Here is a 24,669-nt window from a genome sequence, read left to right on the forward strand (position 1 = left end):
GGACGCGCCCCGGTGTCGGTGCCAAGCTCGAAGGACCACCGCAAGGCACCGCGGGCACCGCGGGCACCGCGGAAGCCGCGCCACCGCGACACACCGCTCCCCCGCGCCCGCGTCCCGCCGCACCGTGCGAGCAGTCGGGAGGAACACGTCATGGGTGACAGGGCGAAGACACCCGCCGGGGCCGCCGGCAGGGCTCCGACGGCCGACCGGCCCTCGGACATACGGAACGTGGTGCTGGTCGGCCACAGCGGATCGGGCAAGACGACGCTCGTCGAGGCCCTCGCGCAGACCGCGGGCGCCCTCAACCGGGCCGGCCGCGTCGAGGACGGCGGCACCGTCTCGGACCACGACGAGATCGAGCGGCGCCGCCACCGCTCCGTCCAGCTCTCGCTCGTCCCGGTCGGCTGGGACGGATGCAAGGTCAATCTGATCGACACCCCCGGGTACGCCGACTTCGTCGGGGAGCTGAGGGCCGGTCTGCGCGCGGCGGACGCGGCCCTCTTCGTCGTCTCGGCCGCCCAGGAGGCCGACGCCGTCGCCGCCTCCACGCGCGCGCTCTGGGAGGAGTGCGCCGCCGTCGGCATGCCCCGCGCCGTCGTCGTCACCCACCTCGACACCGCCCGCACCGGCTTCACGGAGCTGACCGAGGTCTGCGCCGGGCTCTTCGGCCGCGACGACCCGGACGCCGTCCTCCCCCTCTATCTACCGGTGCACGGCCCCGAGGCCGCCGACGGGCACGCGCCCGCGACCGGCCTGATCGGCCTGCTCACGGAGCGGATCCTCGACTACTCCACGGGGGTACGGCGGGAGGAGCCGCCCGACGAGGGCCGGCGGGAGCTGATCGCGGAGGCCCGCGCCCGGCTCATCGAGGGGATCATCGCCGAGAGCGAGGACGAGACCCTGATGGACCGCTACCTCGGCGGCGAGCCGATCGATCCGGAGGTCCTCGTCGCGGACCTGGAGAAGGCGGTCGCCCGGGGCGCCTTCCACCCGGTCCTCGCGGCCGCCCCCGCCGTCGAGGGCGGCACGCAGGGCCTCGGCAGCGTCGAGCTCCTGGAGCTGATCACCCGCGGCTTCCCCTCCCCCCTGGAGCACGGGCCGCGCGCCGTCACCACCCCCGACGGCCGGCCCCGGCCCCCGGTCGTCTGCGACCCCGAGGGGCCCCTGGTCGCCGAGGTCGTCAAGACCACCACCGACCCCTACGTGGGCCGGCTCTCCCTGGTCCGGGTCTTCTCCGGCACCCTGCGCCCCGACGAGACCGTCCACGTCTGCGGCCACGGACTCGCGGACGCACGCGGGACGGGGACGGAGCCGGGCGCGGGCCGCGACGAGCAGGATCCCGACGCCCAGGACCTCCACGAGGCCGACGACCGGGTCGGCGCGCTCACCTCCCCCTTCGGCAAACAACAGCGCCCCGTGGCGCACTGCGTCGCCGGGGACCTCGCCTGCGTCGCCCGCCTCGGGCACGCCGAGACCGGCGACACCGTCTCCGCCAAGGACGACCCGCTCCTGATGGAGCCGTGGACCCTGCCCGAACCGCTGCTGCCGCTCGCCGTCCGGGCCCACGGCAAGGCCGACGAGGACCGGCTCTCCCAGGGCCTCGCCCGGCTGGTCGCCGAGGACCCGGCCCTGCGGCTCGAACAGAACCCGGACACCCGGCAGATGGTCCTGTGGTGCCTGGGCGAGGCCCACCAGGACGTCGCCCTGGAACGCCTCCGCGAGCGCCACGGCGTCCGGGTCGACGCCGTGCCGTACAAGGTGGCGCTGCGCGAGACCTTCGGCGGCGCCTCCTCCGGCCGCGGCCGGCACGTCAAGCAGTCCGGCGGCCACGGCCAGTACGCGATCTGTGAGATCGACGTGGAGCCGCTGCCGCCGGGCAGCGGCGTCGAGTTCGTCGACGAGGTGGTCGGCGGCGCGGTCCCGCGCCCCTTCGTCACCTCCGTCGAGAAGGGCGTACGGGCCCAGGCCGCGCGCGGGATCGCCACCGGCCACCCGCTCGTCGACGTCCGGGTCACCCTGCGCGACGGCAAGGCCCACTCCGTCGACTCCTCCGACGCCGCCTTCCAGACGGCCGGCGCCCTCGCGCTGCGCGAGGCTGCCGCCGACGTCCCCGTCCACCTCCTGGAGCCGGTGGACGAGGTCGGGGTCCTCGTCCCCGACGAGTACGTCGGCCCGGTCATGAGCGACCTGTCGGGGAGGCGCGGCCGCGTCGTCGGCACCGACCCGGCGGGCCCGGGACGGACCCTGGTGCGGGCCGAGGTGCCGGAGACCGAGATCGTGCGGTACGCGATCGACCTGAGGTCCGTGTCGCACGGCACCGGACGGTTCGACCGCACGTACGCCCGGCACGAGCCGGTGCCCCCGCACCTGGCGCAGAAGCTCCGGCAACAGACCGAGAACAACACCTAGCTGACGGCCCGACAGCCCCCACCGCCCGCTCCGCCCCCGCGGGGCGGGCGGCATTCGGCCGTCCCCCCGCGCTCCGGTGACGCACCGGGTGGTACCCGGTTACGCTGGGGTGCCCAGCTCAGAAGGTGTGCGGGGCACCGCAGTTGGGAAACAGCCCGCACAGGGACTCGGCGCGATGGGGGCGGCAGTGGCGATGGACGGTTTCGGTCTCGGGGCGCAGGTTCCCCTCCAGGGCTCGGACGGGCAGACGGCGGCGACCCACGCCCTCGCCTCCGCCGCGTACCGCGACGGCCCCGTCGACAAGATCCTGGAAGCCGACAACGAGCTGTACAAGTCGAAGGTCACCCCGGGCAAGTGGCACAAGCTCTTCCGCCCCGACCTCGGCGAGGCCTTCTCCCGCGCCGTTCAGGTGCGGATGCTCGGCGGGGCCCGCGCCGCCCTCATCCAGTCCTTCGGCGTGGAGCCGCAGCCGGTGGTGGTCCACTGCCTCGCCGCCAACCGCATCCGCAAACAACGGGACGTGAAGCTGACGCTGATCACGCTCGTCTGCGGGGTCCTCTTCCTGCCCGGTCTGCTGCTCTGGCTCGCCGTGATCCAGCTCCGCCGGTTCGCCGCCGGCTCCGACAACAAGCGCACCAGCTTCCTCGGCACCGCGGTGCTCGTCGCCGCCGGGTTCCTCGCCCTGCTCGTGATGTTCAGACTGCCCTTCGCCGGGGTCCTGCCGACCTATCTGCGCCTCATGCTGGTGGCCCCGGTCATCGGCTGGTTCCTCGCCCGCCGCATCGTCGAGAGGACCGCCGTCGAGCTGCGCGAGCGCTGGAGCGCCCTGCTCGGCGGCGGCGGCATCGGCGCCAAGATCCCCGAGGCGGCGCCCCGGGACCCGGGCGAGAAGGCGGCCGAGGAGCTCCGCCAGAACCTGGAGAAGCTCTCCGTCGAACAGCAGTCCAACGTCGTCTTCTACGCCGGCCCCAAGGGCGTCCTCGGCCTGGGCACCCGCTGGGGCAGCTGGACGCTCGCCGAGGAGCTCGTCCCCCAAGCCGGCAAGGAGATCCACGACTTCCGCACCTGGGACGTCGTCCGCAAGATCCACGAGCAGCTCACCCTCCTGGAGCGCGGCTCGCTCAAGAGCGGCTTCCCCAAGCCGACGGTGAAGCACTGGATCGTCGTCCCGGTGGGCGAGGGGGCCGACTCCGTCACCCGCCCCGAGGGCGACAACATCGTCCACTACCAGGTGAAGCCCCACGAGATACAGCGCATCTGCAACGAGCAGCAGTTCGGCGCGGGCAACCGCCACTACCTCGGCGTGCAGTTCACCCTCTGGGACGGGAACCTCGTCCTCACCATGATGGTCACCGTCACCTCGCTCCACCACACGCTCCGCGTCGAGGTCACCGGCCACGCCCTCGGCCCCGTCCACGGCCTCTTCAACGACAAGCCCGCGGCGAAGACCAAGGTGGTCTCCAAGTCCGTCCGCTTCTGGGAGACCCGCGAGGTCAAGCTGCCGCTGACCACCACCGACGACGTCGTCCGGACGGCCGTCCGCGCCCCGCTCACCTGGTTCCCGCCGGTCCTGGAGTTCCTCGGCGGCAAGCTCGTCCTGCCGGAGCCCTTCGGACTGCGCCACGTCTGGGCCGGCCCCCTCTGGAAGAACCGCTTCATGGCCGACGACGCCATCCGCATGGCGACCCCGGTGCTGCGCGCGGTCCACAACGCCACCATCAAGGTCCTCGACGAGCACAACGTCGACACCGAGCGCTTCACCAACCGCTCGCTCGTCCTCGGCGGCGGCGTCCAGGAGACGAGCCCCCGGAAGGCCGACGTCTACGACGCCTGACCGGACCCCGTACGACGTACGACACGAAGACCCGGCCCCCGTACTGCGTCGGGGGCCGGGTCTCGCGTTCCGTACGGGTCAGACGCCGGCCGGCCAGGCGTCGGCCAGCATCTTCCGGGTGTCCGCGAGCAGCTGCGGCAGCACCTTCGTGTGCCCGACGACCGGCATGAAGTTGGTGTCCCCGCCCCAGCGCGGCACCACGTGCTGGTGCAGGTGCGCGGCGATGCCGGCGCCCGCCACCGTGCCCTGGTTCATGCCGATGTTGAAGCCGTGCGCGCCGGAGGCCGCCCGCAGCGCCACCATCGCCCGCTTGGTGAAGTCGCCCAGCTCCGCCGTCTCCGCCGCGTCCAGATCCGTGTAGTCGGCGACGTGCCGGTAGGGGACGACCATGAGGTGCCCGCCGTTGTACGGGTACAGGTTGAGGACCGCGTACACGCTCTCGCCGCGCGCGATCACCAGGCCGTCCTCGTCCGACTTCGACGGGATCGAGCAGAACGGACAGCCGTCCCCGGCACCCGGCCCGGTCGGCTTGTTCTCGCCCTGGATGTACGCCATCCGATGAGGCGTCCACAGGCGCTGGAACGCGTCCTGCGTCCCCACTCCGATCTGCTGCTCCGGCTCAGTCGTCATGCCGTGCAGCATATTGCGTCGCCCGTTCGGAACGTGTCGCCGGGGCGACGGATCCCTCCGCCGTCCATGCTGATGCGATGAGCGACAGGCCGCCGACCCCGTCCCGGCTGGAGCACTGGGACCGCCGCATGGAGGTCCCGCTCGCCCTGGCCTCCTTCGCCTTCCTCGGCGCCTACGCCGTCCACGTCCTCGCCCGCGACCTCCAGGAGGTCTGGCACGACGTCTGCCTCTCGGTCACGCTCGGCTCCTGGGCCTTCTTCGTCGTGGACTACCTGGTGCGGCTCCGGCTGAGCGGCCTCGCCCCGCACCGCTTCCTGCGCGCCCACCCCCTCGACGCCCTGGTCGTGCTCCTCCCCCTGCTGCGCCCGCTCCGGATGGTGAACCTGTACGGCCGGGTCCAGCGCCGCCACGGTCCGAAGCTCAGCCTCTACGGGCGCGTGATGGTCTACTCGGGCCTCAGCGTGTCCCTGCTCGGCTTCGCGGGGTCGCTCACGGTCTACCACCACGAGGTGGACGCCCCCGGGGCCACGATCGTCACCTTCGGCGACTCGGTGTGGTGGACCTGCGCGACGCTGGCGACGGTGGGGTACGGGGACGTGTCGCCGGTGACCCCGGTCGGCCGGGTGACGGCGGTGGGCCTGATGGCCTGCGGCCTGGCACTGCTGGGGGCGGTGACGGGTTCGTTCTCGTCGTGGCTGATCCAGGCGTTCACGAGGGAGGACGAGAAGAGGCCCCCGGGGGATTCCCCGGGGGCCTGACCCCTGCGCCTACGGAGAGGGGTTATACCTGGACGCGGCTCTCCACCACGTCGACGAGCTTCGCCAGCGCCGCGTCACGCGGGATGCCGTTCTCCTGCGACCCGTCGCGGTAGCGGAAGGAGACGGTGCCGGCCGCCATGTCGTCGTCGCCGACGATGATCATGAACGGCACCTTCTGCTTCTGGTGGGTGCGGATCTTCTTCTGCATCCGGTCCGCGGAGGCGTCCACGTCGACCCGAAGGCCCAGCTTCTTCGCCTCGGCCGCGAAGTCCTGGAGGTACTCGACGTGCGAGTCCCCGATCGGGATGCCGACGGCCTGCACGGGCGCCAGCCACGGCGGCATCGCGCCCGCGTAGTGCTCCAGGAGCACCGCGAAGAACCGCTCGATCGAACCGAACAGCGCGCGGTGGATCATGACCGGGCGCTGCTTGGTGCCGTCCGGGGCGGTGTACTCCAGGTCGAAGCGCTCCGGCAGGTTGAAGTCGAGCTGCACGGTCGACATCTGCCAGGTGCGGCCGATGGCGTCCCGCGCCTGCACCGAGATCTTCGGGCCGTAGAACGCGGCGCCGCCCGGGTCGGGGGTCAGCGGGAGGCCCTGCTTCTCGGCGACCTGCTGGAGGACCGCGGTGGCCTCCTCCCACGCCTCGTCGGAGCCGACGAACTTGGTCTCGTCCTTGGTGGACAGCTCCAGGTAGAAGTCGGTCAGACCGTAGTCGCGGAGCAGGTCCAGGACGAAGGTGAGGGTCCGGTCCAGCTCCTCCGCCATCTGCTCGCGGGTGCAGTAGATGTGCGCGTCGTCCTGGGTGAAGCCGCGGGCCCGGGTCAGGCCGTGGACGACGCCGGACTTCTCGTACCGGTACACGGTGCCGAACTCGAACAGGCGCAGCGGCAGCTCGCGGTACGAGCGGCCGCGCGCGTCGAAGATCAGGTTGTGCATCGGGCAGTTCATGGGCTTGAGGTAGTAGTCCACGCCCTCGTCGAGCTGCATGGGGGGGTACATGCCCTCGGCGTACCAGTCGAGGTGACCCGACTTCTCGAACAGCTTGCCCTTGGTGGCGTGGGGGGTGTAGACGAATTCGTAGTTCGCTTCTTCGTGCTTCTTGCGCGAGTAGTCCTCCATGACCCGGCGGATGATGCCGCCCTTGGGGTGGAAGACCGCGAGGCCGGAGCCGATCTCGTCCGGGATCGAGAAGAGGTCCAGCTCGTTGCCCAGCTTGCGGTGGTCTCGCTTCTCGGCCTCGGCGAGGAAGTCGAGGTGCGCCTTCAGCTCGTCCTTCGACGGCCAGGCGGTGCCGTAGATGCGCTGGAGCATCGGGTTCTTCTCGCTGCCGCGCCAGTAGGCGGCCGCGTTCCGCATCAGCTTGAACGCCGGGATGTTCCGGGTGGTCGGCAGGTGCGGGCCGCGACAGAGGTCCTTCCAGCACAGCTCGCCGGTCTTGGCGTCGAGGTTGTCGTAGATGGTCAGCTCGCCGCCGCCCACTTCGACGTTCGCGCCGTCGGCGCCATCCTCCACAGACGCGGAGCCCTTGATGCCGATGAGCTCCAGCTTGTACGGCTCGTCCGCCAGCTCCTCGCGGGCGGCCTCGTCGGTCACCACGCGGCGGGCGAAGCGCTGGCCGCGCTTCTGGATCTCCTGCATCTTCTTCTCGATGACCTTGAGGTCCTCGGGGGTGAAGGGCCGGTCGACGTCGAAGTCGTAGTAGAAGCCGTCCCGGACCGGCGGGCCGATGCCCAGCTTGGCCTCGGGGAAGATCTCCTGGACGGCCTGGGCCATGACGTGCGCGGTCGAGTGGCGCAGGATGTCGAGGCCGTCCGGGGAGGAGATCTCGACGCCCTCGACGACGTCGCCGTCGGCGAGCTCGTACGACAGGTCCTTCAGCTCACCGCCGACGCGGGCGGCGACGATCGTACGGTCGTCGGCGAACAGGGCGCCGGCGGTGGTGCCCGCGCTCACCGCCCTCTCCTCTGCTCCCGAGGCGGACTGGACGGTCACACGGACATCAGACACTGGTGCTCCATACATTGGGGCGCCGGCAGACACGAGGTGCCGGCACCAACGGTGCGCGACAGAGACGAGGTGCCGCGCACCGTCGATCCTACGGGCTCCGCCGGACCCCCGTCCTCGGCGTTTCCCGGGCCCGGCCTCAGTCCTCCGGCCCGCAGGCCTCCTCGAAGAAGTCGAGGTTCTCGTGGAGCGCCTTCATCAGGCGGTCCCGCTCCGTCTCGTCCACCTGGACGGGGACGACCTCGGAGGCGTCGGTGAGGCGGCGGAAGCCGCCCCGGCTCTCCAGCCGGCCGGAGACCCGGATCGGGAGGCCGACGAGGTGGGCGTGGCCGGCGGTGCGGTACGCCTCCTCGTCGAGGGTGGCGCGGACGTGCGGGACCTCGGCCCCGCCGAGGACGCGGAGCCGGACGGTGCCCGCGCCCCGGGGTCCGGAGCGGCGCATGCGGACGACGGCGCCGGTGAGGCGGACCGGTACGGAGGGCTCGCCGGTCCGGTAGCGGGCGCTCGCCTCGCGCAGGGCGGGCAGGTCACCGGGCGAGAACTCGACCGGTTCGGGCCGGGCGGCGCACCCCTCGGGCGGTCCGGCGGCCGGGGCCCACTCCAGGGCGATGCGTGCGCCCTCGGTGCCCCGGACGAGGGCGACGAGGGCCTCGGTGAGCTCGCGGCTGACGCCCGCCTCGACGGCCGCGTCGAAGGCCTCCGTACCGCCGGTGGCCCGCTGGTAGTCGACGGCCTCTCGGGCCGCGTGGAGCGCGTGGTGGAGCCGGACGGCGATCGGGCGGCCCGTGTCGACGGGCAGGAAGGCGGTGAGGCCGCGCCCGCCGGGGGACGCGCCGACGAGGACGCCCTCCAGGGACGCCTGGGCGGCGCGCCGGTGCCGGGCGCCGTAGTAGCCGGCCCGGCCGCGCACGGCGAGGGCGCCGGCGAGGAGGAGCTGGCGGGCGGCCGATCCGAGCTGTTCCCGCACGGTCCAGGGGACGGTGCCGGCGGGGCCGGGGGGCACGTCGCGCCACCAGCGGATCTCGTCGCTGGGCACGGCGAGGCCGGTGAGGACCTCGCGGGCGGAGGGCGTGGCGCTGTGGGCGAGGGCGGCGAGGGCCTCGCCGAGCAGGTCGTCGCAGTCCGGGAAGGCGCGGCTCTCGGGGACGAGGAGGCTCGTGCCGGTGCCGGTGCCGGGCGGGGTCCAGCGGCTGTAGCGGCCGGCCGCCCCGCCGCGCCGCCGCCAGCCGTGGCGGGCGAGCAGGGCGCCGAGGACCCGCGGGTCGACGCGGCCGGGGTCGGGGGTGCCGTGGGTGTCGGCCCAGGGCCCGGCGGCCGGGTCGGGGTCCCCGGCCCGGGGCCCGGTGGGGCCGCTGCGGGAGGCGGGGGAGCCGGGCCGGAGCCCTGCGGACTCGTGCCGGGAGCCGGGGACGCCGGTCCGGGGTCCTGCGGGCTCACGCCGAGGCCCCGAGCCGTCGCCCCGGGACTCCGGGGCGTCCGCCCGGGGCCCCGAGGGCTCGCCGGGTGCCGGGTGGGGCCGGTAGGGCGGGGGAACGGCGCCGTCCCCCTCCCCGCCGAACCCCTCCCCCTCGAATCCGGGGTCGTCGATCGGTCGGTGCATCAAGGTCTCCCTCCCACCCCGACCCGGGTCATGATCTCGCAGAGCGCCCGGTCGTCGAAGATCCGCGTCGTCGGGATGCGCACGGTGGTCCGGCGCCGTCCCGTGACCGGGTGTCCGGCCAGGTTGGTCCAGTAGCAGCAGTGCCGCAGGTCGAGCCGGTCGTGACCGGCCCTCAGCCAGTCGTCCCGGGACCTGGGGACGAGCATCACGACCAGGATCTTGTGCACGGACACGGGGGTCCGGGCGAGCTTCACCAGGTGGTCGTTGTCCAGGGTGAAGGAGAACGTGCTCCCCTGCGGGCGCGGCGGTATCTGGTAGGTGCACTTGAGCTGCACCTTGATGGTCACTTCGTCGTCGACGGTGTGGCCGGGGGCGCTGTGGCTCACGTGCCAGTCGATGCCGTTGTCCGGAAAGGGCTGGGACAGCGAGCAGCCGGCCGCGGCGGCGACGGCGTGCAGGTATCCCACCTGGAGGGTCTCCATGCAGGCGGTGGTGGCGAGTGAGCCGCGCGTCGGTGCTGCCCGCTGGGGCGGCAGCCCTCCCGACTCGGGCTGGGCGAGCGCCATGTCTTCTTCCTTCCCCGTCCCTTCTGTTGTGACCGGTCCGCGTACGGCGCAAACAGTCCGGGTATCACCGTTTCGGGGCAGGGGGTTGGCCATCTGCCGCACGTGCGCAGGGAGTTCGGGGATGACGATGCACTGGTACGAAGGCCCCCTGGCGGCTTTCGACACGGAGACGACGGGAATCGACGTCGAGGGCGACCGGATCGTCTCGGCCGCCCTGGTCGTGCAGGACACGGCCGGGACGCGTCCGCGGGTGACGCGGTGGCTGGTGAACCCGGGCATACCGGTGCCCGCGGAGGCCACCGCCGTGCACGGCCTGACGGACGATCACCTCCAGCGGAACGGCCGGTGGCCGGCCCCGGTCATGGAGGAGCTGGGGCGGGCGCTGTCCGAGCAGATCGCGGCGGGGCGCCCGCTGGTGGTGATGAACGCGCCGTTCGACCTGACGCTCCTCGACCGGGAGTTGCGGCGGCACCGGGCCTCGACGCTGGACCACTACCTGGCGGGCGCGCCGCTGTGCGTGCTCGACCCGCGGGTCCTGGACAAGCACCTGGACCGCTACCGGAAGGGGCGCAGGACGCTGACGGACCTGTGCGCCCACTACGAGGTGGAGCTGACGGGGGCGCACGACGCGGCGGCGGACGCGACGGCGGCGATGGACGTCGTACGGGCGGTGGCGCGGCGCTTCTCGTCCCGGCTCGAACGGCTGACGCCGGCGGAGCTGCACACGCTCCAAGCGGTGTGGCACGCGGCCCAGGCGCGGGGGCTCCAGGCGTGGTTCGCGCGGCAGGGGACGCCGGAGACGGTGGACCCGTCGTGGCCGCTGCGTCCGGAACTGCGCGCGGCGGCGTGATCCGCGGGGCGCGCCCGCAATGACAGAGGCCGGTCCGTCTTTCGACGGACCGGCCTCTCCCGGTGGGCGATACTGGGATCGAACCAGTGACCCCTTCGGTGTGAACGAAGTGCTCTCCCGCTGAGCTAATCGCCCGGGAACGGGTTGAACCATACAGGCCTTCCGGGGCTTCCTTCAAACCGATCGCAGGTGGGCGGCGAGCCCCCGCCGTCCGCCGCGCATCATCAGGGCGTGGTTGGCGCGGAAGAGGGGCCTGCCGGGGACGGCGAGGATCCTCAGGAGCCGGGCGCGGACCTCGACCTCCTGCTCGTACAGGACGCGGGTGCCGGTCCCCTCCGGGGTGAGGGTCCAGCGGGCCCGGCCCTCCAGGTCCCCGCCGAGGCCGACCTCCAGGACCCGGGCGGCGGGGTCGCGGCGCAGGGCGCGGACGGTGACGAGGAGGTCGTACGGGAGGAGGGAGCGGAAGCGGGCGGTGCCGGAGGCCTCGTCGCGGGGGACGACCTCGCGGACCTGGGGCCACCAGCGGGGGTAGTCCTCGGCCCGTTCGAGGACGGCGTAGACGGTGTCGGGCGGGGCGGGGAGCCGCCAGACGCAGCGGAAGCGGTATCGGCACCAGTCCATGGACCCAGTGTGGGCGTACTCAGGGGGAAATCTGAGTACGGGCACCCATTCCCGGCGGCCGGGTCCGGGACGACACTCCGGACATGGACAACTCCCTGCCGCCCGCGGACGAGCTGGTGCTCGTCGACCGCGAGCTGGCCCAACTCGAAGCGCGCCGCACCCAGCTGCTGGCGCGGCGGGCCTGGCTCGTCCAGGTCCTGTACCGGCCGGCCCGGGCGGCGACGCCGCGGTGGCCCGTGACGCCGGCGGCTCCGGCTGCGGACTCGACGCCGCGGAGCGCGCAGAACGTGCTCCTGACGCTCGGCGGCACGCTCCTGACGATCGCGGCGGTCGCCTTCACCCTGGTGAGCTGGGGTTCGATGGGGATCGGCGGGCGTGCGGCGGTGCTGTGCGCGGTGACCGGGGCGGCGCTCTCGGCGCCGGTGGTCCTGCTGCGCAGGGGCCTGGTGTCGACGGGCGAGTCGGTGGCGGTCCTGGGGCTCGTCCTGACGGTGCTCGACGCGTACGCGCTGCACCGGGTGGCGCTGTCGGACACGGACGGCCTCGGGTACGCGGCGGTGGCCTCGGCGGTCCTGGCGGGGGCGTGGGCGGCGTACGGCTCGGCGCTGCCGCGGCTGCGCGTCCCGCTGCCGGCGGGCGTGGTCGCGGCGCAGCTGCCGCTGCCGCTGGGCGTGCTCGCGGCCGGGGGCGGGGCGACGGCGTTCGCGTGGGCGGCGCTGGTCACGGCCGCGGCGGACGGCGCGGTGGTCCTGTGGACGCGTCCGCTGCCGGTGCGGATCACGGCGGGCGCCGGTGCGGCGCTCCTGGGCGGCTGGGCGCTCCTGACGGGCGGCTGGCTCTCGTTCTCCTCGCCGTGGAGCGGCGCGCCGCTGCTCCTGGCGGGCGCGGCGGTGTGCCTGTACGCGGCGTGGCGGAAGCCCGGGTGGGCGGTGGCGGTCTCGGTGGTCGCGGGCCTCGCGGTGGTGGCGGCGCTCGGCGGTCTGCTGCGGTCGGCGGTTCCCGGCGACTGGGCGGTCCCGGGGTACGTGCTGTGCGGGCTGGTCCTGGCGTCGGTGTGGCGGGCGGGCGTGGGCGCCCGGCTGCCGCGCGGGGTCCGGACGGGTCTCACGGGCGCGGGGGCGGCGACGGTGGCGCTGGGGCTGCTGTGGGCGCTGCCGCCGGTGGCGGGGGGTGCTCTGGGGCCGCTGGCGCGGACGACGGAGGTCTGGTCGGGCGAGCACACCGGGCCCGGCCTGGTCGCGTACCCCGCGACGGCCGCCCTGGTCCTCGCGGTGGTCGCCGCCGCGCTCGCGTCCGTCCCCCGGCTGTGGGCCCGGTGCGGGGCCCTCGCCCTGGTGTGGGCGCTGCTCACGGCCCTGCCGGTCGCCCCGGGCCTGCCGTACGCGGCGACGCTCGCCCTCCAGCTCCTCACGACGGCGGCGGCCCTGTGGATCGCGGTCCGCCCGGCCCCGCTGACCCGCGGCCTGCCCCGGCCGGGGACGACTCCGGCGGCCTCTCCGGACGCGCGGACGACCGCCGCCCGGACCACCGGCCCGACGAACCGCCCGGCCACCGCGGCCACCGGCCCGTCCGGCGTCTCTGCCACCGGTCCTGCCGAGCCGCCGACTTCCGGCCCGTCGGCTCCCGGCCCGTCGGCTCCCGGCCCGGCCGATCGGCCCGCCTCCGGTCCTGTCGGCACCCCGGTCGCCGATCCTTCCGCACCGTCGGCTCCCGGCCCGGCCGGTCAGCCCGCCTCCGGCCCCGCCACATCGCCGGCTTCCGGACCGGCGGGGCAGTCGGCCGGTGGTTCCGTCCCGCCTCCGCCCTCGGCACCGCCCCGGGCCCCGGGGGCCGGTTTCGGCGCCCCCGGAACCGGCTGGATGCCCCCGCGGCCCCGGCCGCAGGCTTCCGCGGCGGAGCCCGGGACCGTTCTCGGGTGGGTCGCGTACGCCGGCGGGCTGGTATCCGCGGCGGGCGCGGTCGCCCTCGCCCTGGACGTGCGGGGGGCCACGTTCCTCGCGCTCGGGGCGGTCCTCGGGCTCCTCACGGGCGTCGCGGTCCTCGGTACGGGCGCGCGGCGGGCGGTTTCGGCCTGCGGCGCGGTGCTCGCGGCGGCGGGTCTGGTGTTCGCGGGTGCGGCGGCGGCCGGTCTGGAGGCCCACTGGACGGGCCTGGCCCTGCTCCTGGTCCCGGCGGCGACGGCGGCCGTCGGCGCCACGGCGCGCCCGGTGGCACTGCCGGTCGAGATCACCGGTGCGGCCGTGGGCCTCTCGGCCCTCGGGCTCGCCGCGTCGCGGCCCGCGTTCCTCGCGCTCGTCCTGGCGCTCGGCGGGGTGATCGCGGCGGCGACGGCGGTCCGGCCGGAGCGGCGCCGGTTCGCCTCCTGGGCGGCGGCGGGGCTGTTCCTGCTCGCCGCCTGGGTGCGGCTGGGGGCGTGGGGCGTGACGACTCCGGAGGCGTACACGCTGCCGGTGACGGTTCCTGCGCTCGTCGTCGGGTTCCTGCGGCGGCGCCGGGACCCGGAGGCCTCGTCCTGGACGGCGTACGGCCCCGGTCTGGCCGTGACCCTGCTGCCGAGCCTCGGCGCGGCCTGGACGGACCCGGAGTGGGTGCGGCCGCTGGTCCTGGGGGTGGCGGCGCTCGTGGTGACGCTGCTGGGGGCGCGGTTCCGGCTCCAGGCCCTGCTGCTGCTCGGCGGCACCGTGCTGGCCCTGGACGGGCTGCACGAGCTGGCGCCGTACGTGGTGCAGGTGGTGGGCGCGCTGCCGCGCTGGCTGCCGCCGGCCCTCGCCGGGCTGCTGCTGCTCGCGGTGGGCGCCACGTACGAGCAGCGGCTGCGGGACGCCCGGAGGCTGCGGGAGCGGCTGGCGCGGATGCGGTGAGGCCCCTTCCGGGGGCGGAACGCCGAGGGCCCGGAGACGGTGGTCGTCTCCGGGCCCTCGGTCCGGGTGGTGGGCGATACTGGGTTCGAACCAGTGACCTCTTCGGTGTGAACGAAGCGCTCTCCCACTGAGCTAATCGCCCGGTGCACCGCACACATTACCCCATGTCAGCGGCGCTTCCGCACCACGCGGGGGTCACTGGTCGATCTTCCACGGCATGACGAAGCCGAACTTCCAGAGGTAGACCCCGAGCAGGACGGCGACGATCACCAGGCCGATGGTGGTGAGGATGATGTTGCGGCGGCGGACCTTGGGGTCGAGGGCGCGCTGAGCGGCCTCGGTGACCTTGCGCTTGGTCCAGCGGAGCACGAGCTGCGCCCAGACGAACTCGGTCGCCCAGATCGCCATGCCGGCGAAGATGACCAGCCAGCCGGGCCCGGGCAGCACGAGCATGAGCACCCCGGCGACGACGACCGCGAGCCCCACGACGAAGACGCCGACCTGCCAGCTGAGGTGCAGGGTCCGGCGGGACTTGATGAACTCGGGTGCGCGGGATCCCAGTTCGGCTTCCTGGCCGGCTGCGGAATCCCCGGTGCGCTCGTCACTCTCCGCATGCATGATCCCAACTTACCGGACGCCGGGCCGATACCTGAATGGCCGTATTACCCAAAGTTACACGGGTCCGTACGAGGGACCTGAACGACCACAAAACCGACAGAGGGGTTTACAACGGCACCGGAGGTGGCATGTCGATTTCGCCGACGTGCGAATCCCCGAGCGCACACTGAGCGAAAGGCCCTGGCGCTTATGAACACCACGGTCAGCTGCGAGCTGCACCTGCGCCTCGTTGTGTCGAGCGAGTCCTCACTGCCTGTACCCGCGGGCCTGCGGTATGACACGGCCGATCCGTATGCCGTGCACGCCACCTTCCACACCGGAGCCGAGGAGACGGTCGAGTGGGTCTTCGCCCGCGACCTTCTCGCCGAGGGGCTGCACCGGCCCACCGGCACGGGCGACGTCCGCGTCTGGCCGTCCCGTAGTCACGGCCAGGGAGTCGTCTGCATCGCGCTGAGCTCCCCCGAGGGAGAAGCCCTGCTCGAGGCCCCGGCGAGGGCCCTGGAGTCGTTCCTGAAGCGGACCGACGCCGCCGTGCCACCGGGCACCGAGCACCGTCACTTCGACCTCGATACGGAGCTCTCCCACATCCTGGCCGACAGCTGAGCCAGGCCGAGAGCCGCACGGCGCCGTCCGACTCGGGGAGACGGCGCCGCGCGGGCAGCCCCACAGGCACGTCATCCGGCGCCCACCACCGCGCAGCCGGCGCGGTGGTGGGCGCCGGTGCCATGTCCGGGTCGCGCTAAAGTCAGCGCCATTCCGCGGGCGCCCGCCCGCGGCCGGCCAGGGAGCGAATCGTGCTGATCCCTCACGACACCCGGATCGCCCTCGACACCGTCGTCGATCTGATGAACACCGCGCCCCAGGGCGACCGCCCCGACGCGCTCGCCGACCTCCAGGGCCTCCACGCCTTCGTCCACGCGCACAAGATCAGCGACGTGGGCGACCTCGGCGCCGACGACCTGCGGGCCGTGCGCACGGTGCGCGAGAAGTTCGCGGCGGTCTTCTCCGCGCCCGAGGCCCGGATCGCGGCCCCCCTGATCAACCAGCTGGTGGCGGGCGCGGGCACCACCCCGCAGCTCACCGACCACGACGGCTACGACTGGCACGTGCACTACTTCGCGCCGGGCGCCTCGGTGGCGGACCACCTCGCGGCCGACTGCGGCATGGCCCTGGCGTTCATCGTCGTGGCGGGCGAGCAGGAGCGGCTGCGGCGCTGCGAGGCGCCGGACTGCGGCCGGGCCTTCGTCGACCTCTCCCGCAACCGCTCGCGCCGCTACTGCGACAGCCGGACCTGCGGCAACCGGCTGCACGTGGCCGCCTACCGGGCGCGCCGCAAGGAGGCGGCGGGCTGACCGACCGTCCCGGAGGACCGCAGGGCGAAGAGACGAAGAACCGCGCCACGAAGAACCGCGGCACGCAGCGTCACAGCACGAAGAGGTCGTGCACGGCGGCCACGAGCAGCAGGCAACCGATGACGCCGAGGAAGATCATCAGCGGTGGCTGGGAGAGCGCGTACAGACAGCCACGTGCCTCCTCGCCGGGGGCGTCGACGGGGACGTCGGGAGGGACGTCGGTGGGGGCGGGGACGGGGTCCCGCGAGGTATCCAGCATCTCGGGGGGATGATCGCGCACGCCGCGCACCCGACATCACGGAACACGCCTTCTGACCGGGGGGTTCACCCCTTCCCGTGGATCACCGAACCAGGACGGTCGGCGGAATCGCCAGAAGCGGTCAGATTCCGTGCTTCTTCAGAATCGCCTCGATGTCGCTGAAGTCGTCGCCCGCGGGCTCGGCGGCCCGCGGCTTCCCGGTCACGGCCCTCGGGGGCGCCGGCGCGCCGGGCGCCGCGGCTCTCGGGGCGGCCTCCGCGACGGCGGCTCCCGCCCGGCCGGCCCGGCGCCGCTCGACGGCCCGGGTGGACAGGAGGAGCAGCCAGGCCAGGCCGAGCACGCCGAAGCCGGCCCAGGCCACCGGGCTGAACGCCGTGTCCGCGATCCAGGCGACGGCCCCCGTCATCACCAGGCCGAGGGGCACCAGCGCGTAGGCCGCGATCCGGGCGGCGGACAGGAAGCGCTTCCGGTAGGCCGCGATCGCGGCGATGCCCAGGCCCGCCGCGGACACCGCGGAACAGATGGTCTCGGCGAGCATGCGGTCCTCCAGGTCCCCGGGTGATACGTCCCTTCCATCCTGCACCCCCGCCTCCGCCCGAGCCATGCCCCCGAGCCGGTCTCAGGGAGATCTCCGGGTCGCCCCGGCCGGGATCTCCTCCCCAGGTCCCGGTAAGTCCCCGGGTCCCGGTGAACCCCGTGCCCCGGTGGGGGAGACTGCTGGCATGAGTGACTCCACCACCGCACCCGTCTCCCCCGTCGTCCTGGAGGCGTGGTTCGACCTCCAGTGCCCCGACTGCTTCCGCGCCCTCGACGACGTCCGCGCGCTCCGCGAGAAGTACGGCGACCGGCTCGACGTACAGCTGCGCCACTTCCCGCTGGCGAAGAACAAGCACGCGTACGCCGCCGCCCAGGCCGCCGAGGAGGCCGCCGCGCAGGGCAAGGGCCGGCCGTACGTGGAGGCGCTGCTCGCCAGGACCGCCGAGCTCGGCGAGCGGGGCGAGCCGGTCCTCCTTGAGCTCGCGGCCGAACTGGGCCTGGATGCCGAGGAGTTCGACACCGCCCTGATCGACGGCCGGCACCTGCTGACCGTCGACGCGGACGAGGCCGAGGGCAAGGCGATCAAGGTCACCGGCACGCCGACCTACGTCATCGGCGGCGAGCGCCTGGACGGCGGGAAGAGCCAGGAGGGCCTGCGGGAGCGGATCGAGGCGATCGCCGACCGCCTCCTCGGCGCCTGACCCGGGCGGACGGGCCCGCGGTCCTGCGGGCCTACAGCAGCGGTTTGGCGCCGTTGACGTAAGTCGTGCGGTAGCCGAGCGACTCGTAGAGGCGGACCGCCGGGGTGTTGTCCGCGAAGACGTGCAGTCCGAGCAGGGTCTCCCCGGCCTCCCGCGCGACCCGCTCGGCGAGCAGCATGAGCGCCCGCCCGTAGCCGTGCCCGCGCTGCTCCTCGTCCACCTCGATGTCGTACACGTAGGCGGCCCAGCGCCCCGGTTCGAGCTCGGTCCGGCCCGTCCACAGGACACCGGCGGGCCGCCCGTCCCGGACGAGGACGTGGAACGCGGCGCCGGGGGTGGCGAGTCCCTCGGGCAGGAGGACGCGGTGGCTGCTCTCGGCCTTCGCGCGCGCCTGCTCCTCGGGGACGCCCCGCTCGGTCCACTCCTGTGCGAAGACCTCCCTGGCCCGCGCCCCCCACTCCTCGTACTCGGCGCCGGTCATCGGCCGGACCTCGACTCCCTCCGGCAGGACGGGCGGGGTGCCGGGCAGCTCCTTGACCATGTTCCGGCTGCGCTCGACGTAGCCGAGCGAGCGGACCATGCGCAGCGCGGGCGCGGCGTCGGCGGGCACCGACGCGGACACTTGGACGCAGCCCCAGCTCCGCAGCACCTCCTCGGAGGCGAGCGCGGCGACCGTGCCCCGGCCCCTCCCCCGGTCCGGCTCGTCGATCCGGAGGTCCCGGATCACTCCCGAGGCGGCGCCGAAGCCGGGGTCGGTGGTGAGGTGGACGGAGCCGACGCGGCGACTGTTCACGCACACGTCGTACGTGCGGGAACGGCCGCCGCCGGGCAACTGCTGAAGCGGCTCGACCGGCCGCAGGGTGGTGGTCATCGGAAGTGTTCTACCCACCCCGGGGCCGTCCGTCATCGGGTTTTACGGCGGGCCGCGACCGTCCTGCCCGAGGGCTACCCGAGGCGCGGGTCCCGGTCCCGGGCCGCGTGCTCGTCGAAGGCCCGCATGGCCTTGGCGGTGACCGGGCCGGGCGCCTGCGCCAGTTCGCGCCCGTCGATCCGGTGCACGGCCTGCACGTCGCGGAGGGTCGAGGTCAGGAAGACCTCGTCGGCGGTCTCCAGGACGTCCAGCGGCAGGTCGGTCTCCTCGGCGCCGGTCCACCGCACGGCGAGGGCGCGGGTGATGCCCGCGAGGCAGCCGGAGGAGACGGGCGGGGTGAGGATCCGGCCGTCGACCACGACGAAGACGTTGGAGCCGGTGCCCTCGCAGAGCTGCCCCACCGTGTTGGCGAAGAGCGCCTCGGAGGCCCCCTGCTCGCGCGCCTTCGCGAGGGCGACGACGTTCTCCGCGTACGAGGTGGTCTTGAGCCCGGTGAGGGCGCCGCGCTCGTTGCGGGTCCAGGGCACGGTGACCACGGCGGTGGTGTCGGGGCGGCGGCCGGTCTCGCCGAGGGCGACGACGAGGCTGGTCCCGGCGTCGCCGCGCTCCGAGCCGAGCGGGGAGGTGCCGCCGGTGTACGTGATGCGGAGCCGGCCGAGCTCCATCGGGTTGGCCTCCAGGACGGCGGCGCAGGCCCGGCGGACCTCGTCGAGGTCCGGGTCGGGCAGACCGAGGCCCCGGGCCGAGCGGGTGAGGCGCTCCAGGTGGAGGGTGAGGGCGAACGTTTCGCCGCGCTCGGCCTTGACCGTCTCGAAGATGCCGTCGCCGACGGTCAGTCCGTGGTCCAGTACGGAGACCCGGGCGGCCTCCGCGTCGTGCAGCCCGCCGTTGACCCAGAGTTTCATCGGGAAATGGCCTTTCCGGTCGCCTCGGAGGCGCCTGGTTCGTGGATGCCCGACGCTATCGCGACCAGCCGGGACGCCTTCAGTTCGGTCTCCTCCCACTCGCGTTCCGGGTCGGAGCCCCAGGTGATCCCGGCGCCGGTGCCGAAGCGCAGCACGCCCTCGGGGCGGTCGATCCAGAAGGTGCGTATGCCGACGGCCAGCTCGCCGGTGCCCGCGTCGGCGTCGACCCAGCCGACGCCCCCGCAGTAGGGGCCCCGGGGCGCGGTCTCCAGCGCCTCGATGATCCGCAGCGCGCTGGACTTGGGGGCGCCGGTGACCGAGCCGGGCGGGAAGGTGGCGGCCAGCAGCTCGGGCCAGCCGGCGTCCCGGCGCAGCACGCCGCTGACGGTGGAGACGAGGTGGACCAGGCCGGGGTGCTCCTCGACCGCGCAGAGGGCGGGGACGGCGACGGAGCCGGTCTCGCTGACGCGTCCCAGGTCGTTGCGGACCAGGTCGACGATCATCACGTTCTCCGCGTGGTCCTTGGGCAGGAGGTCGGCGGCGGTGCGGCCGGTGCCCTTGATGGGCCCCGAGCAGACCCGGGACCCCTCCCTGCGCAGGTAGAGCTCGGGGGACGCGGTGGCGACCTCCACGCCGTGGGCGGGCAGGCGAATCGTTCCGGCGTACGGGGCGGGGTTGCCCCGGGCGAGGAGCGCGGTGAGGGCGTCCACGTCGGCGGAGGCCGGGTCCGGGAGCGGTGCGGACAGCACCCGGCAGAGGTTCGCCTGGTAGACCTCGCCGCGCGCGATGTGCTCCCGCACGCGCCGTACGCCCGCGGTGTACGCGGCGCGGTCGAGGGAGGACGTCCAGGAGTCGGCGGTCGGGCCGCGCCAGGCGCCCGGCACGGGCGCGGGGACCGGGTCCGGCCGCACGTCCCCGAAGCGGGCGCAGGTCAGGCGCCCCTCGAAGTCCGCGCAGACGGCCCAGAACCCGGTGGAGTCCAGGGCCTCGGGGTCGTGGGTGACGTCCCGGAGGTCGGTGGCGACGAGGCCGCCGAAACGGGCCAGGGGTGCGAGGTCGTACACGCGTCGAGTCTAGGTCGGGCGGGGCGGGGACACCGGGCCGCGTCGCGGCGGGGGCACCGCGCGACCCGGGGAACACGGCGAGTGAACGCCTCGCGAACCCTCCGGGGGTCCCGTCGGAGCGTGGTCGTCGGCGCCCCGGTCGGCCCGCAGGTCAGCACGCTGCGGAAACGCGTTTTTGTACTGGCCCGGGAATCCGCTAGAGTTCAACACGTCGCCGGGACGCGCAAGCGGAACGGAAACGACAAGCGGACGTGGCTCAGTTGGTAGAGCATCACCTTGCCAAGGTGAGGGTCGCGAGTTCGAATCTCGTCGTCCGCTCGATGTGGGGGATCTTCCCGAACCCCCGTATTCACTCCTGGTGGAGTGGCCGAGAGGCGAGGCAACGGCCTGCAAAGCCGTCTACACGGGTTCAAATCCCGTCTCCACCTCCAAGGACGATTAGCTCAGCGGGAGAGCGCTTCCCTGACACGGAAGAGGTCACTGGTTCAATCCCAGTATCGTCCACTGGACCTTCGGGTCCCGGGTCTTCGGATCCCCCGCGCGATTAGCTCAGCGGGAGAGCGCTTCCCTGACACGGAAGAGGTCACTGGTTCAATCCCAGTATCGCGCACGCAGTACGACCGCCTTCGGGTAGGTTGTGCACAGCCCGCGCGATTAGCTCAGCGGGAGAGCGCTTCCCTGACACGGAAGAGGTCACTGGTTCAATCCCAGTATCGCGCACCACAGCAAGAAGCCCCCGGCCGCGTCTCGCGGCCGGGGGCTTCTTCGTTCCGGGGCTTCAGGAGGAGAAGAGCATCCGGCCGAAGCCGCGCTGGCGGTAGTGACCGCCGTGGTGGCCGCCGTGGTGCGGGGCGCCCCAGGCCGGAGCGGCGGGAGCGGGCTGCGCCGGGTAGGCCCCCGGGGCGGGCGGCGCCGGCGGGGCCTGCTGCACCCACTGGGACTCCAGACGGGTCAGGGCCTCCAGCTCGCCGTAGTCCAGGAATATGCCCCGGCAGCCGCTGCACTGCTCGATCTGGACGCCGTTGCGGTTGTACGTGTGCATGGCCGCATGGCACTTGGGACACTGCATGCTCGGCTCAACTCCCTGACATTGCCGTTCGAATGGTGGCTTCACCTTACGTGGACGCCGAAAGTGCCTACCCGGTTCGATGTCCGGCGATGCGGGCGCAGGTGTCGATCATCACCTCCTCGACCTCGTCCAGCGGCCGGCCCTCGGCCGTGGACTTCGCCAGGGCCAGCGCGGCGGTCTGCACCGTCAGGGCACGGGCCGGCACGTCGAGTCGGATCCAGGGGTCGGTCCCCACCGCCGGGCCGCCCGCCTCCTGGTACGCGCCGAGGAAGCGGGACCAGACCTCCGGGGGCAGGATGCCGGCGGCGAACCAGGCGGCCGGACGGGCCAGGTCCCAGGCGGGATCCCCCAGGCCGAGGTCGTCCACGTCGATGAGCCTCCAGGGGGGAGGGGTGGACGGGGTGGGTGAGGATGGGGCGAGGCGGACCAGTTGGCCCAGGTGGAAGTCGCCGTGACAGAGCAGGTGGGGGGTGTTCCCGGGGGCCATGAGTTCCGTGGGGATCGTTCCCCAGGCCGCGAGGACCGTGGCCGCGGCCGGATGGTCCGGCGCCGACCGGCGCATCCGGTCCACCGCGAGGGCGGCCTTGAGCGGGGCCCGCATCGGCGGAAGGTCGGCCCCGGGCGGGAGCGGAGTGCGGTGGAGCAGGGCGAGGAGCCGCGCCGCCTCCTCCCACGGGGCGGCGTCGGGGTCTCCCGGGTCGACGGGCGGCCCGTACGGCCAGGCCGTGACCGGACGTCCGCCGAGCACCTCCGGCGCGGCCGGCGGCAGCGGCAGGGGCGACAGGAGCACGTCGGCGACGTCCGGGCGGGCGGCCAGCGCGAGCCGCGCGCGGTGCGCCTCGGGGTCGGTGTCGGGGGCGTGCGCCTTCACGACGAGCGCCCCGTGCCGTACGACGGTCCCGTCCTCCCGGTCCGCGAGCACCCCGACGAGACCGCCGTCCGCGCAGCCGCAGGGAGTCGCGCCGGGCGGGTGGGCGGCGGTACGGGCCAGGGCGGCGAGGCCGTCGAGCGGGGCGCCCGAAGCGGGCGTGGACCGGGCGGTGGGAGTCACGCGGGGAGCGTACGGGGTGGGGCGGGGGGTGTGTACGGGGCGGGGGCGTGCGGGTGTGTGGGGAGCGTGCGGGGTGGTGGGGACGCGCGAGGGCCGGTCGGCTCCCCGGCCGACCGGCCCCACGCTGCCGTCCGTCGCACCCCCGTCCCCACGGGGCTGATGGCCGGATGTCCCGACCCGGGCCGCTCTCCCGGGTCCGGGGCGCCGCTCAGCGCCCCAGCATCACGCCCACGGACGACGCCTGTGTGACCACCGCTTCCCAGCCGCCGAAGACGACCACGAGCAGGGCCGCGAGAGGAAGGACCATGGCCGTGGCCACCAGGGGGTGACGGCGGCCCGGGGGCCGGCTGGTCGTCCGCGGTGCCGTGTAGGCCATGGTTCCTCTCCCGTCGTGTGGCGCGGCGGGTGCGTAACCTCGGGGGACGAGTGCTGCACCCGCCGCGTGACAACAACCTTAGGAAGCGGGGAGCGCCGGGGCGTCATGCCCGCGTACCGACTTGCGGGCCTCCCGGAGGATGACGGCCGCCCGCACGGCGTACTCCCCTGGGTGGAGACGGGGGCCCTCAACCCGGGGTCTTCCCCCAGGGGTTGCGTACGGGAGGCGCGTGGGCGGGAGGTGGGGTGACATCGCTCACTTCCTTGATCGTCTCGGGTGCGGCCGGGACCGTCCGAGCGGCCGGGTCCCTTCTCCGGGGGCGTGCGGCCGGGGTCGGGAGGTCTCGTCAAGTGGGTTTTTCGGGGCGGGTGTTGGGGATGGAGACCGGCCGCCGGTCCTTCGGGGGCTTTCACAGCACTGACAATCGATCCCGGTGCGAGGGCGCGGCCTATGAGCGCGTGCGGGCGCCACTACGTAAGCTGTGCCACGTCGAACGGACGAGGGGACGGACATGGCGATGATGCGGCTCCGGCGCGAGGATCCGCGGATCGTCGGGTCGTTCCGGCTCCACCGCAGGCTGGGGGCCGGCGGAATGGGCGTCGTGTACCTGGGGTCCGACCGGCGCGGCCAGCGGGTGGCGCTCAAGGTCATCCGGCCCGACCTCGCCGAGGACCAGGAGTTCCGGTCGCGGTTCGCCCGCGAGGTGTCGGCGGCCCGGCGGATCCGCGGCGGCTGCACGGCCCGGCTCGTCGCCGCCGACCTGGAGGCCGACCGCCCCTGGTTCGCCACCCAGTACGTGCCCGGCCCCTCCCTGCACGACCGCGTCGCCGAGGAGGGCCCGCTGCGCGCCGCCGACGTGGCCTCCATCGGGGCGGCCCTCTCGGAAGGCCTCGTCGCCGTCCACGAGGCCGGCGTCGTGCACCGGGACCTCAAGCCGTCGAACATCCTGCTCTCCCCCAAGGGCCCCCGGATCATCGACTTCGGCATCGCTTGGGCCACCGGCGCCAGCACCCTCACCCACGTGGGCACCGCCGTCGGCTCGCCCGGCTTCCTCGCCCCCGAGCAGGTGCGCGGCGCCGCCGTCACCCCCGCCACCGACGTCTTCTCGCTCGGCGCCACCCTCGCGTACGCGGCGATGGCCGACTCCCCCTTCGGGCACGGCAGTTCCGAGGTCATGCTCTACCGGGTCGTGCACGAGGAGCCGCAGCTGCACGGCGTGCCCGACGCGCTGGCGCCCCTCGTCCGGGCCTGTCTCGCGAAGGACCCCGAGGACCGGCCCAGCACGCTCCAGCTGTCGATGCGGCTCAAGGAGATCGCGGCGCGCGAGGCGCAGGGGCTGCCCGTCTCCCGGCCGCCCGTGCAGCGGGAACGGTCCGAGGAGCGCAGCGCCGTCCGGCCGACGGAGCGGTACACCGAGTACACCGAGCGGGACACGCGCGGGCGCGGGCCGGAGCGGGCGGGTGAGCGCGGTCTCGAACGCGGCTCCGAGCGGGAGCGGGGGCAGGGGCGGGGGTCTTCCTCGCGGTCCTCCTCCGCCGCCGGGCCGCGGACCGGGGGCTCGCGGTCCCCGCAGTCCCGGCCCGGCACCAGGCCCGGCGTCCGCTCCACCTCGACGGGCCGCCGGCCCGCCAACCCCCGGCTGCTGCGGCAGCGGCTCTTCGTCTTCGTGGTCGTCACCCTGGTCGTCGCCCTCGGCATCGCCGCCGCGCAGGCCCTCCAGGGCTGATCCGGG

General features: G+C 73.9%; 23 protein-coding genes and 7 tRNA genes. 14 read left to right on the forward strand and 16 right to left on the reverse strand.

Annotated features, from left to right (window positions below):
* Window positions 1–150 precede the first annotated feature (150 nt).
* Complete coding sequence (locus tag CP977_RS06625) at window positions 151–2,409, forward strand: elongation factor G-like protein EF-G2 (RefSeq protein WP_152369768.1); 2,259 nt, start codon at window positions 151–153, stop codon at window positions 2,407–2,409.
* A gap of 175 nt (window positions 2,410–2,584) precedes the next feature.
* On the forward strand, window positions 2,585–4,243 hold the full coding sequence (locus CP977_RS06630; RefSeq protein ID WP_229991595.1) for a hypothetical protein: 1,659 nt from the start codon (window positions 2,585–2,587) through the stop codon (window positions 4,241–4,243).
* A 78-nt stretch (window positions 4,244–4,321) separates the two neighbouring features.
* On the opposite strand, the gene CP977_RS06635 is transcribed toward CP977_RS06630, so the two are convergent.
* Window positions 4,322–4,885 carry an HIT family protein gene (locus CP977_RS06635; protein ID WP_062758494.1) on the reverse strand — a complete coding sequence of 188 codons (564 nt, stop codon included), beginning with the start codon at window positions 4,883–4,885 and terminating at the stop codon, window positions 4,322–4,324.
* A gap of 65 nt (window positions 4,886–4,950) precedes the next feature.
* On the opposite strand from CP977_RS06635, the gene CP977_RS06640 reads away from it, so the two are divergent.
* The gene (locus CP977_RS06640) at window positions 4,951–5,631 is read left to right on the forward strand and encodes a potassium channel family protein (protein ID WP_062758497.1); all 681 of its coding nucleotides are present in this window, start codon (window positions 4,951–4,953) and stop codon (window positions 5,629–5,631) included.
* Window positions 5,632–5,653: 22 nt separating this feature from the next.
* On the opposite strand, the gene thrS is transcribed toward CP977_RS06640, so the two are convergent.
* The 3 genes from thrS to CP977_RS06655 form a co-directional block, all read right to left on the reverse strand.
* The gene (thrS, locus tag CP977_RS06645) at window positions 5,654–7,639 is read right to left on the reverse strand and encodes a threonine--tRNA ligase (RefSeq protein WP_062758501.1); all 1,986 of its coding nucleotides are present in this window, start codon (window positions 7,637–7,639) and stop codon (window positions 5,654–5,656) included.
* Between the two features lie 136 nt (window positions 7,640–7,775).
* The gene (locus CP977_RS06650) at window positions 7,776–9,236 is read right to left on the reverse strand and encodes a serine/threonine-protein kinase (RefSeq protein ID WP_062758504.1); all 1,461 of its coding nucleotides are present in this window, start codon (window positions 9,234–9,236) and stop codon (window positions 7,776–7,778) included.
* Window positions 9,236–9,802, reverse strand: coding sequence for a DUF4365 domain-containing protein (locus CP977_RS06655; protein ID WP_062758507.1), 567 nt, complete (start codon window positions 9,800–9,802; stop codon window positions 9,236–9,238). Before CP977_RS06655 ends, CP977_RS06650 begins: the two co-directional genes overlap by 1 nt.
* Before the next feature lie 121 nt (window positions 9,803–9,923).
* On the opposite strand from CP977_RS06655, the gene CP977_RS06660 reads away from it, so the two are divergent.
* On the forward strand, window positions 9,924–10,652 hold the full coding sequence (locus CP977_RS06660; protein WP_062758510.1) for a 3'-5' exonuclease: 729 nt from the start codon (window positions 9,924–9,926) through the stop codon (window positions 10,650–10,652).
* A 63-nt stretch (window positions 10,653–10,715) separates the two neighbouring features.
* Here CP977_RS06660 and CP977_RS06665 read toward each other — a convergent pair.
* Window positions 10,716–10,787, reverse strand: a tRNA-Val gene (locus tag CP977_RS06665).
* Between the two features lie 39 nt (window positions 10,788–10,826).
* Entirely contained in the window at window positions 10,827–11,273 is a 447-nt protein-coding gene (locus CP977_RS06670; protein WP_152369769.1) for an SRPBCC family protein, read from the reverse strand.
* A gap of 83 nt (window positions 11,274–11,356) precedes the next feature.
* Here CP977_RS06670 and CP977_RS06675 point away from each other — a divergent pair, with 83 nt between their 5' ends.
* Complete coding sequence (locus CP977_RS06675; protein WP_152369770.1) at window positions 11,357–14,134, forward strand: SCO7613 C-terminal domain-containing membrane protein; 2,778 nt, start codon at window positions 11,357–11,359, stop codon at window positions 14,132–14,134.
* 67 nt (window positions 14,135–14,201) lie between these two features.
* Here the strand turns inward: CP977_RS06675 and CP977_RS06680 are convergent.
* Both CP977_RS06680 and CP977_RS06685 read right to left on the reverse strand, forming a co-directional pair.
* Window positions 14,202–14,276, reverse strand: a tRNA-Val gene (locus CP977_RS06680).
* Between the two features lie 53 nt (window positions 14,277–14,329).
* On the reverse strand, window positions 14,330–14,752 hold the full coding sequence (locus CP977_RS06685; protein WP_062758523.1) for a TIGR02611 family protein: 423 nt from the start codon (window positions 14,750–14,752) through the stop codon (window positions 14,330–14,332).
* A gap of 189 nt (window positions 14,753–14,941) precedes the next feature.
* Between CP977_RS06685 and CP977_RS06690 the strand changes: the two genes are divergently transcribed.
* Both CP977_RS06690 and CP977_RS06695 read left to right on the forward strand, forming a co-directional pair.
* Window positions 14,942–15,355, forward strand: a complete 414-nt coding sequence (locus tag CP977_RS06690; protein WP_015032345.1) for an SsgA family sporulation/cell division regulator — start codon at window positions 14,942–14,944, stop codon at window positions 15,353–15,355.
* A gap of 191 nt (window positions 15,356–15,546) precedes the next feature.
* Complete coding sequence (locus CP977_RS06695) at window positions 15,547–16,104, forward strand: CGNR zinc finger domain-containing protein (RefSeq protein ID WP_062758526.1); 558 nt, start codon at window positions 15,547–15,549, stop codon at window positions 16,102–16,104.
* Between the two features lie 70 nt (window positions 16,105–16,174).
* On the opposite strand, the gene CP977_RS06700 is transcribed toward CP977_RS06695, so the two are convergent.
* Both CP977_RS06700 and CP977_RS06705 read right to left on the reverse strand, forming a co-directional pair.
* The gene (locus CP977_RS06700) at window positions 16,175–16,363 is read right to left on the reverse strand and encodes a hypothetical protein (protein ID WP_152371523.1); all 189 of its coding nucleotides are present in this window, start codon (window positions 16,361–16,363) and stop codon (window positions 16,175–16,177) included.
* Between the two features lie 121 nt (window positions 16,364–16,484).
* A complete protein-coding gene (locus CP977_RS06705; protein ID WP_062758529.1) occupies window positions 16,485–16,901 on the reverse strand; it encodes a hypothetical protein in 417 nt (138 codons plus the stop codon).
* 184 nt (window positions 16,902–17,085) lie between these two features.
* Here CP977_RS06705 and CP977_RS06710 point away from each other — a divergent pair, with 184 nt between their 5' ends.
* Complete coding sequence (locus CP977_RS06710) at window positions 17,086–17,601, forward strand: DsbA family protein (protein WP_062758532.1); 516 nt, start codon at window positions 17,086–17,088, stop codon at window positions 17,599–17,601.
* A gap of 31 nt (window positions 17,602–17,632) precedes the next feature.
* On the opposite strand, the gene CP977_RS06715 is transcribed toward CP977_RS06710, so the two are convergent.
* From CP977_RS06715 to CP977_RS06725, 3 genes are all read right to left on the reverse strand, one after another.
* On the reverse strand, window positions 17,633–18,472 hold the full coding sequence (locus tag CP977_RS06715) for a GNAT family N-acetyltransferase (RefSeq protein WP_152369771.1): 840 nt from the start codon (window positions 18,470–18,472) through the stop codon (window positions 17,633–17,635).
* A gap of 74 nt (window positions 18,473–18,546) precedes the next feature.
* Window positions 18,547–19,377 (reverse strand): aminotransferase class IV, encoded by an 831-nt coding sequence (locus CP977_RS06720; RefSeq protein WP_062758539.1) that lies wholly within the window; start codon window positions 19,375–19,377, stop codon window positions 18,547–18,549.
* Window positions 19,374–20,441 carry a chorismate-binding protein gene (locus CP977_RS06725; protein ID WP_062758543.1) on the reverse strand — a complete coding sequence of 356 codons (1,068 nt, stop codon included), beginning with the start codon at window positions 20,439–20,441 and terminating at the stop codon, window positions 19,374–19,376. The genes CP977_RS06720 and CP977_RS06725 overlap by 4 nt, the downstream gene beginning before the upstream one ends.
* Before the next feature lie 245 nt (window positions 20,442–20,686).
* On the opposite strand from CP977_RS06725, the gene CP977_RS06730 reads away from it, so the two are divergent.
* From CP977_RS06730 to CP977_RS06750, 5 genes are all read left to right on the forward strand, one after another.
* Window positions 20,687–20,759: transfer RNA gene (locus CP977_RS06730), tRNA-Gly, on the forward strand.
* A gap of 39 nt (window positions 20,760–20,798) precedes the next feature.
* Window positions 20,799–20,872: transfer RNA gene (locus tag CP977_RS06735), tRNA-Cys, on the forward strand.
* A gap of 1 nt (window position 20,873) precedes the next feature.
* Window positions 20,874–20,945 (forward strand) — tRNA-Val (locus CP977_RS06740).
* A 34-nt stretch (window positions 20,946–20,979) separates the two neighbouring features.
* Window positions 20,980–21,051, forward strand: a tRNA-Val gene (locus CP977_RS06745).
* 38 nt (window positions 21,052–21,089) lie between these two features.
* A tRNA-Val gene (locus CP977_RS06750) sits at window positions 21,090–21,164 on the forward strand.
* A gap of 55 nt (window positions 21,165–21,219) precedes the next feature.
* On the opposite strand, the gene CP977_RS06755 is transcribed toward CP977_RS06750, so the two are convergent.
* From CP977_RS06755 to CP977_RS33985, 3 genes are all read right to left on the reverse strand, one after another.
* Window positions 21,220–21,510, reverse strand: a complete 291-nt coding sequence (locus CP977_RS06755; RefSeq protein ID WP_030214791.1) for a TFIIB-type zinc ribbon-containing protein — start codon at window positions 21,508–21,510, stop codon at window positions 21,220–21,222.
* A 67-nt stretch (window positions 21,511–21,577) separates the two neighbouring features.
* Complete coding sequence (locus CP977_RS06760; protein ID WP_183953308.1) at window positions 21,578–22,561, reverse strand: phosphotransferase family protein; 984 nt, start codon at window positions 22,559–22,561, stop codon at window positions 21,578–21,580.
* A gap of 208 nt (window positions 22,562–22,769) precedes the next feature.
* Window positions 22,770–22,937: a hypothetical protein gene (locus tag CP977_RS33985; RefSeq protein WP_167309031.1), complete on the reverse strand. Its 168-nt coding sequence runs from the start codon at window positions 22,935–22,937 to the stop codon at window positions 22,770–22,772.
* A 511-nt stretch (window positions 22,938–23,448) separates the two neighbouring features.
* On the opposite strand from CP977_RS33985, the gene CP977_RS06765 reads away from it, so the two are divergent.
* Window positions 23,449–24,663, forward strand: coding sequence for a serine/threonine-protein kinase (locus CP977_RS06765; RefSeq protein WP_062758550.1), 1,215 nt, complete (start codon window positions 23,449–23,451; stop codon window positions 24,661–24,663).
* Window positions 24,664–24,669: the final 6 nt, after the last annotated feature.

The organism is Streptomyces cinereoruber, assembly GCF_009299385.1.
Taxonomy (GTDB): domain Bacteria; phylum Actinomycetota; class Actinomycetes; order Streptomycetales; family Streptomycetaceae; genus Streptomyces; species Streptomyces bikiniensis.

Excerpts from the sequence above, each read along its gene's own strand:
- CP977_RS06670 (WP_152369769.1), bottom strand. The coding sequence starts at position 11,273 with ATGGACTGGTGCCGATACCGCTTCCGCTGCGTCTGGCGGCTCCCCGCC.
- CP977_RS06650 (WP_062758504.1), bottom strand. The coding sequence starts at position 9,236 with ATGCACCGACCGATCGACGACCCCGGATTCGAGGGGGAGGGGTTCGGC.
- CP977_RS06700 (WP_152371523.1), bottom strand. The coding sequence starts at position 16,363 with ATGCTGGATACCTCGCGGGACCCCGTCCCCGCCCCCACCGACGTCCCT.
- CP977_RS06720 (WP_062758539.1), bottom strand. The coding sequence starts at position 19,377 with ATGAAACTCTGGGTCAACGGCGGGCTGCACGACGCGGAGGCCGCCCGG.
- CP977_RS06685 (WP_062758523.1), bottom strand. The coding sequence starts at position 14,752 with ATGCATGCGGAGAGTGACGAGCGCACCGGGGATTCCGCAGCCGGCCAG.
- CP977_RS06655 (WP_062758507.1), bottom strand. The coding sequence starts at position 9,802 with ATGGCGCTCGCCCAGCCCGAGTCGGGAGGGCTGCCGCCCCAGCGGGCA.
- CP977_RS06690 (WP_015032345.1), top strand. The coding sequence starts at position 14,942 with ATGAACACCACGGTCAGCTGCGAGCTGCACCTGCGCCTCGTTGTGTCG.
- CP977_RS33985 (WP_167309031.1), bottom strand. The coding sequence starts at position 22,937 with ATGGCCTACACGGCACCGCGGACGACCAGCCGGCCCCCGGGCCGCCGT.
- CP977_RS06660 (WP_062758510.1), top strand. The coding sequence starts at position 9,924 with ATGACGATGCACTGGTACGAAGGCCCCCTGGCGGCTTTCGACACGGAG.
- CP977_RS06640 (WP_062758497.1), top strand. The coding sequence starts at position 4,951 with ATGAGCGACAGGCCGCCGACCCCGTCCCGGCTGGAGCACTGGGACCGC.
- CP977_RS06675 (WP_152369770.1), top strand. The coding sequence starts at position 11,357 with ATGGACAACTCCCTGCCGCCCGCGGACGAGCTGGTGCTCGTCGACCGC.
- CP977_RS06715 (WP_152369771.1), bottom strand. The coding sequence starts at position 18,472 with ATGACCACCACCCTGCGGCCGGTCGAGCCGCTTCAGCAGTTGCCCGGC.
- CP977_RS06635 (WP_062758494.1), bottom strand. The coding sequence starts at position 4,885 with ATGCTGCACGGCATGACGACTGAGCCGGAGCAGCAGATCGGAGTGGGG.
- CP977_RS06755 (WP_030214791.1), bottom strand. The coding sequence starts at position 21,510 with ATGCAGTGTCCCAAGTGCCATGCGGCCATGCACACGTACAACCGCAAC.
- CP977_RS06625 (WP_152369768.1), top strand. The coding sequence starts at position 151 with ATGGGTGACAGGGCGAAGACACCCGCCGGGGCCGCCGGCAGGGCTCCG.
- CP977_RS06630 (WP_229991595.1), top strand. The coding sequence starts at position 2,585 with ATGGGGGCGGCAGTGGCGATGGACGGTTTCGGTCTCGGGGCGCAGGTT.
- CP977_RS06765 (WP_062758550.1), top strand. The coding sequence starts at position 23,449 with ATGGCGATGATGCGGCTCCGGCGCGAGGATCCGCGGATCGTCGGGTCG.
- CP977_RS06710 (WP_062758532.1), top strand. The coding sequence starts at position 17,086 with ATGAGTGACTCCACCACCGCACCCGTCTCCCCCGTCGTCCTGGAGGCG.
- CP977_RS06705 (WP_062758529.1), bottom strand. The coding sequence starts at position 16,901 with ATGCTCGCCGAGACCATCTGTTCCGCGGTGTCCGCGGCGGGCCTGGGC.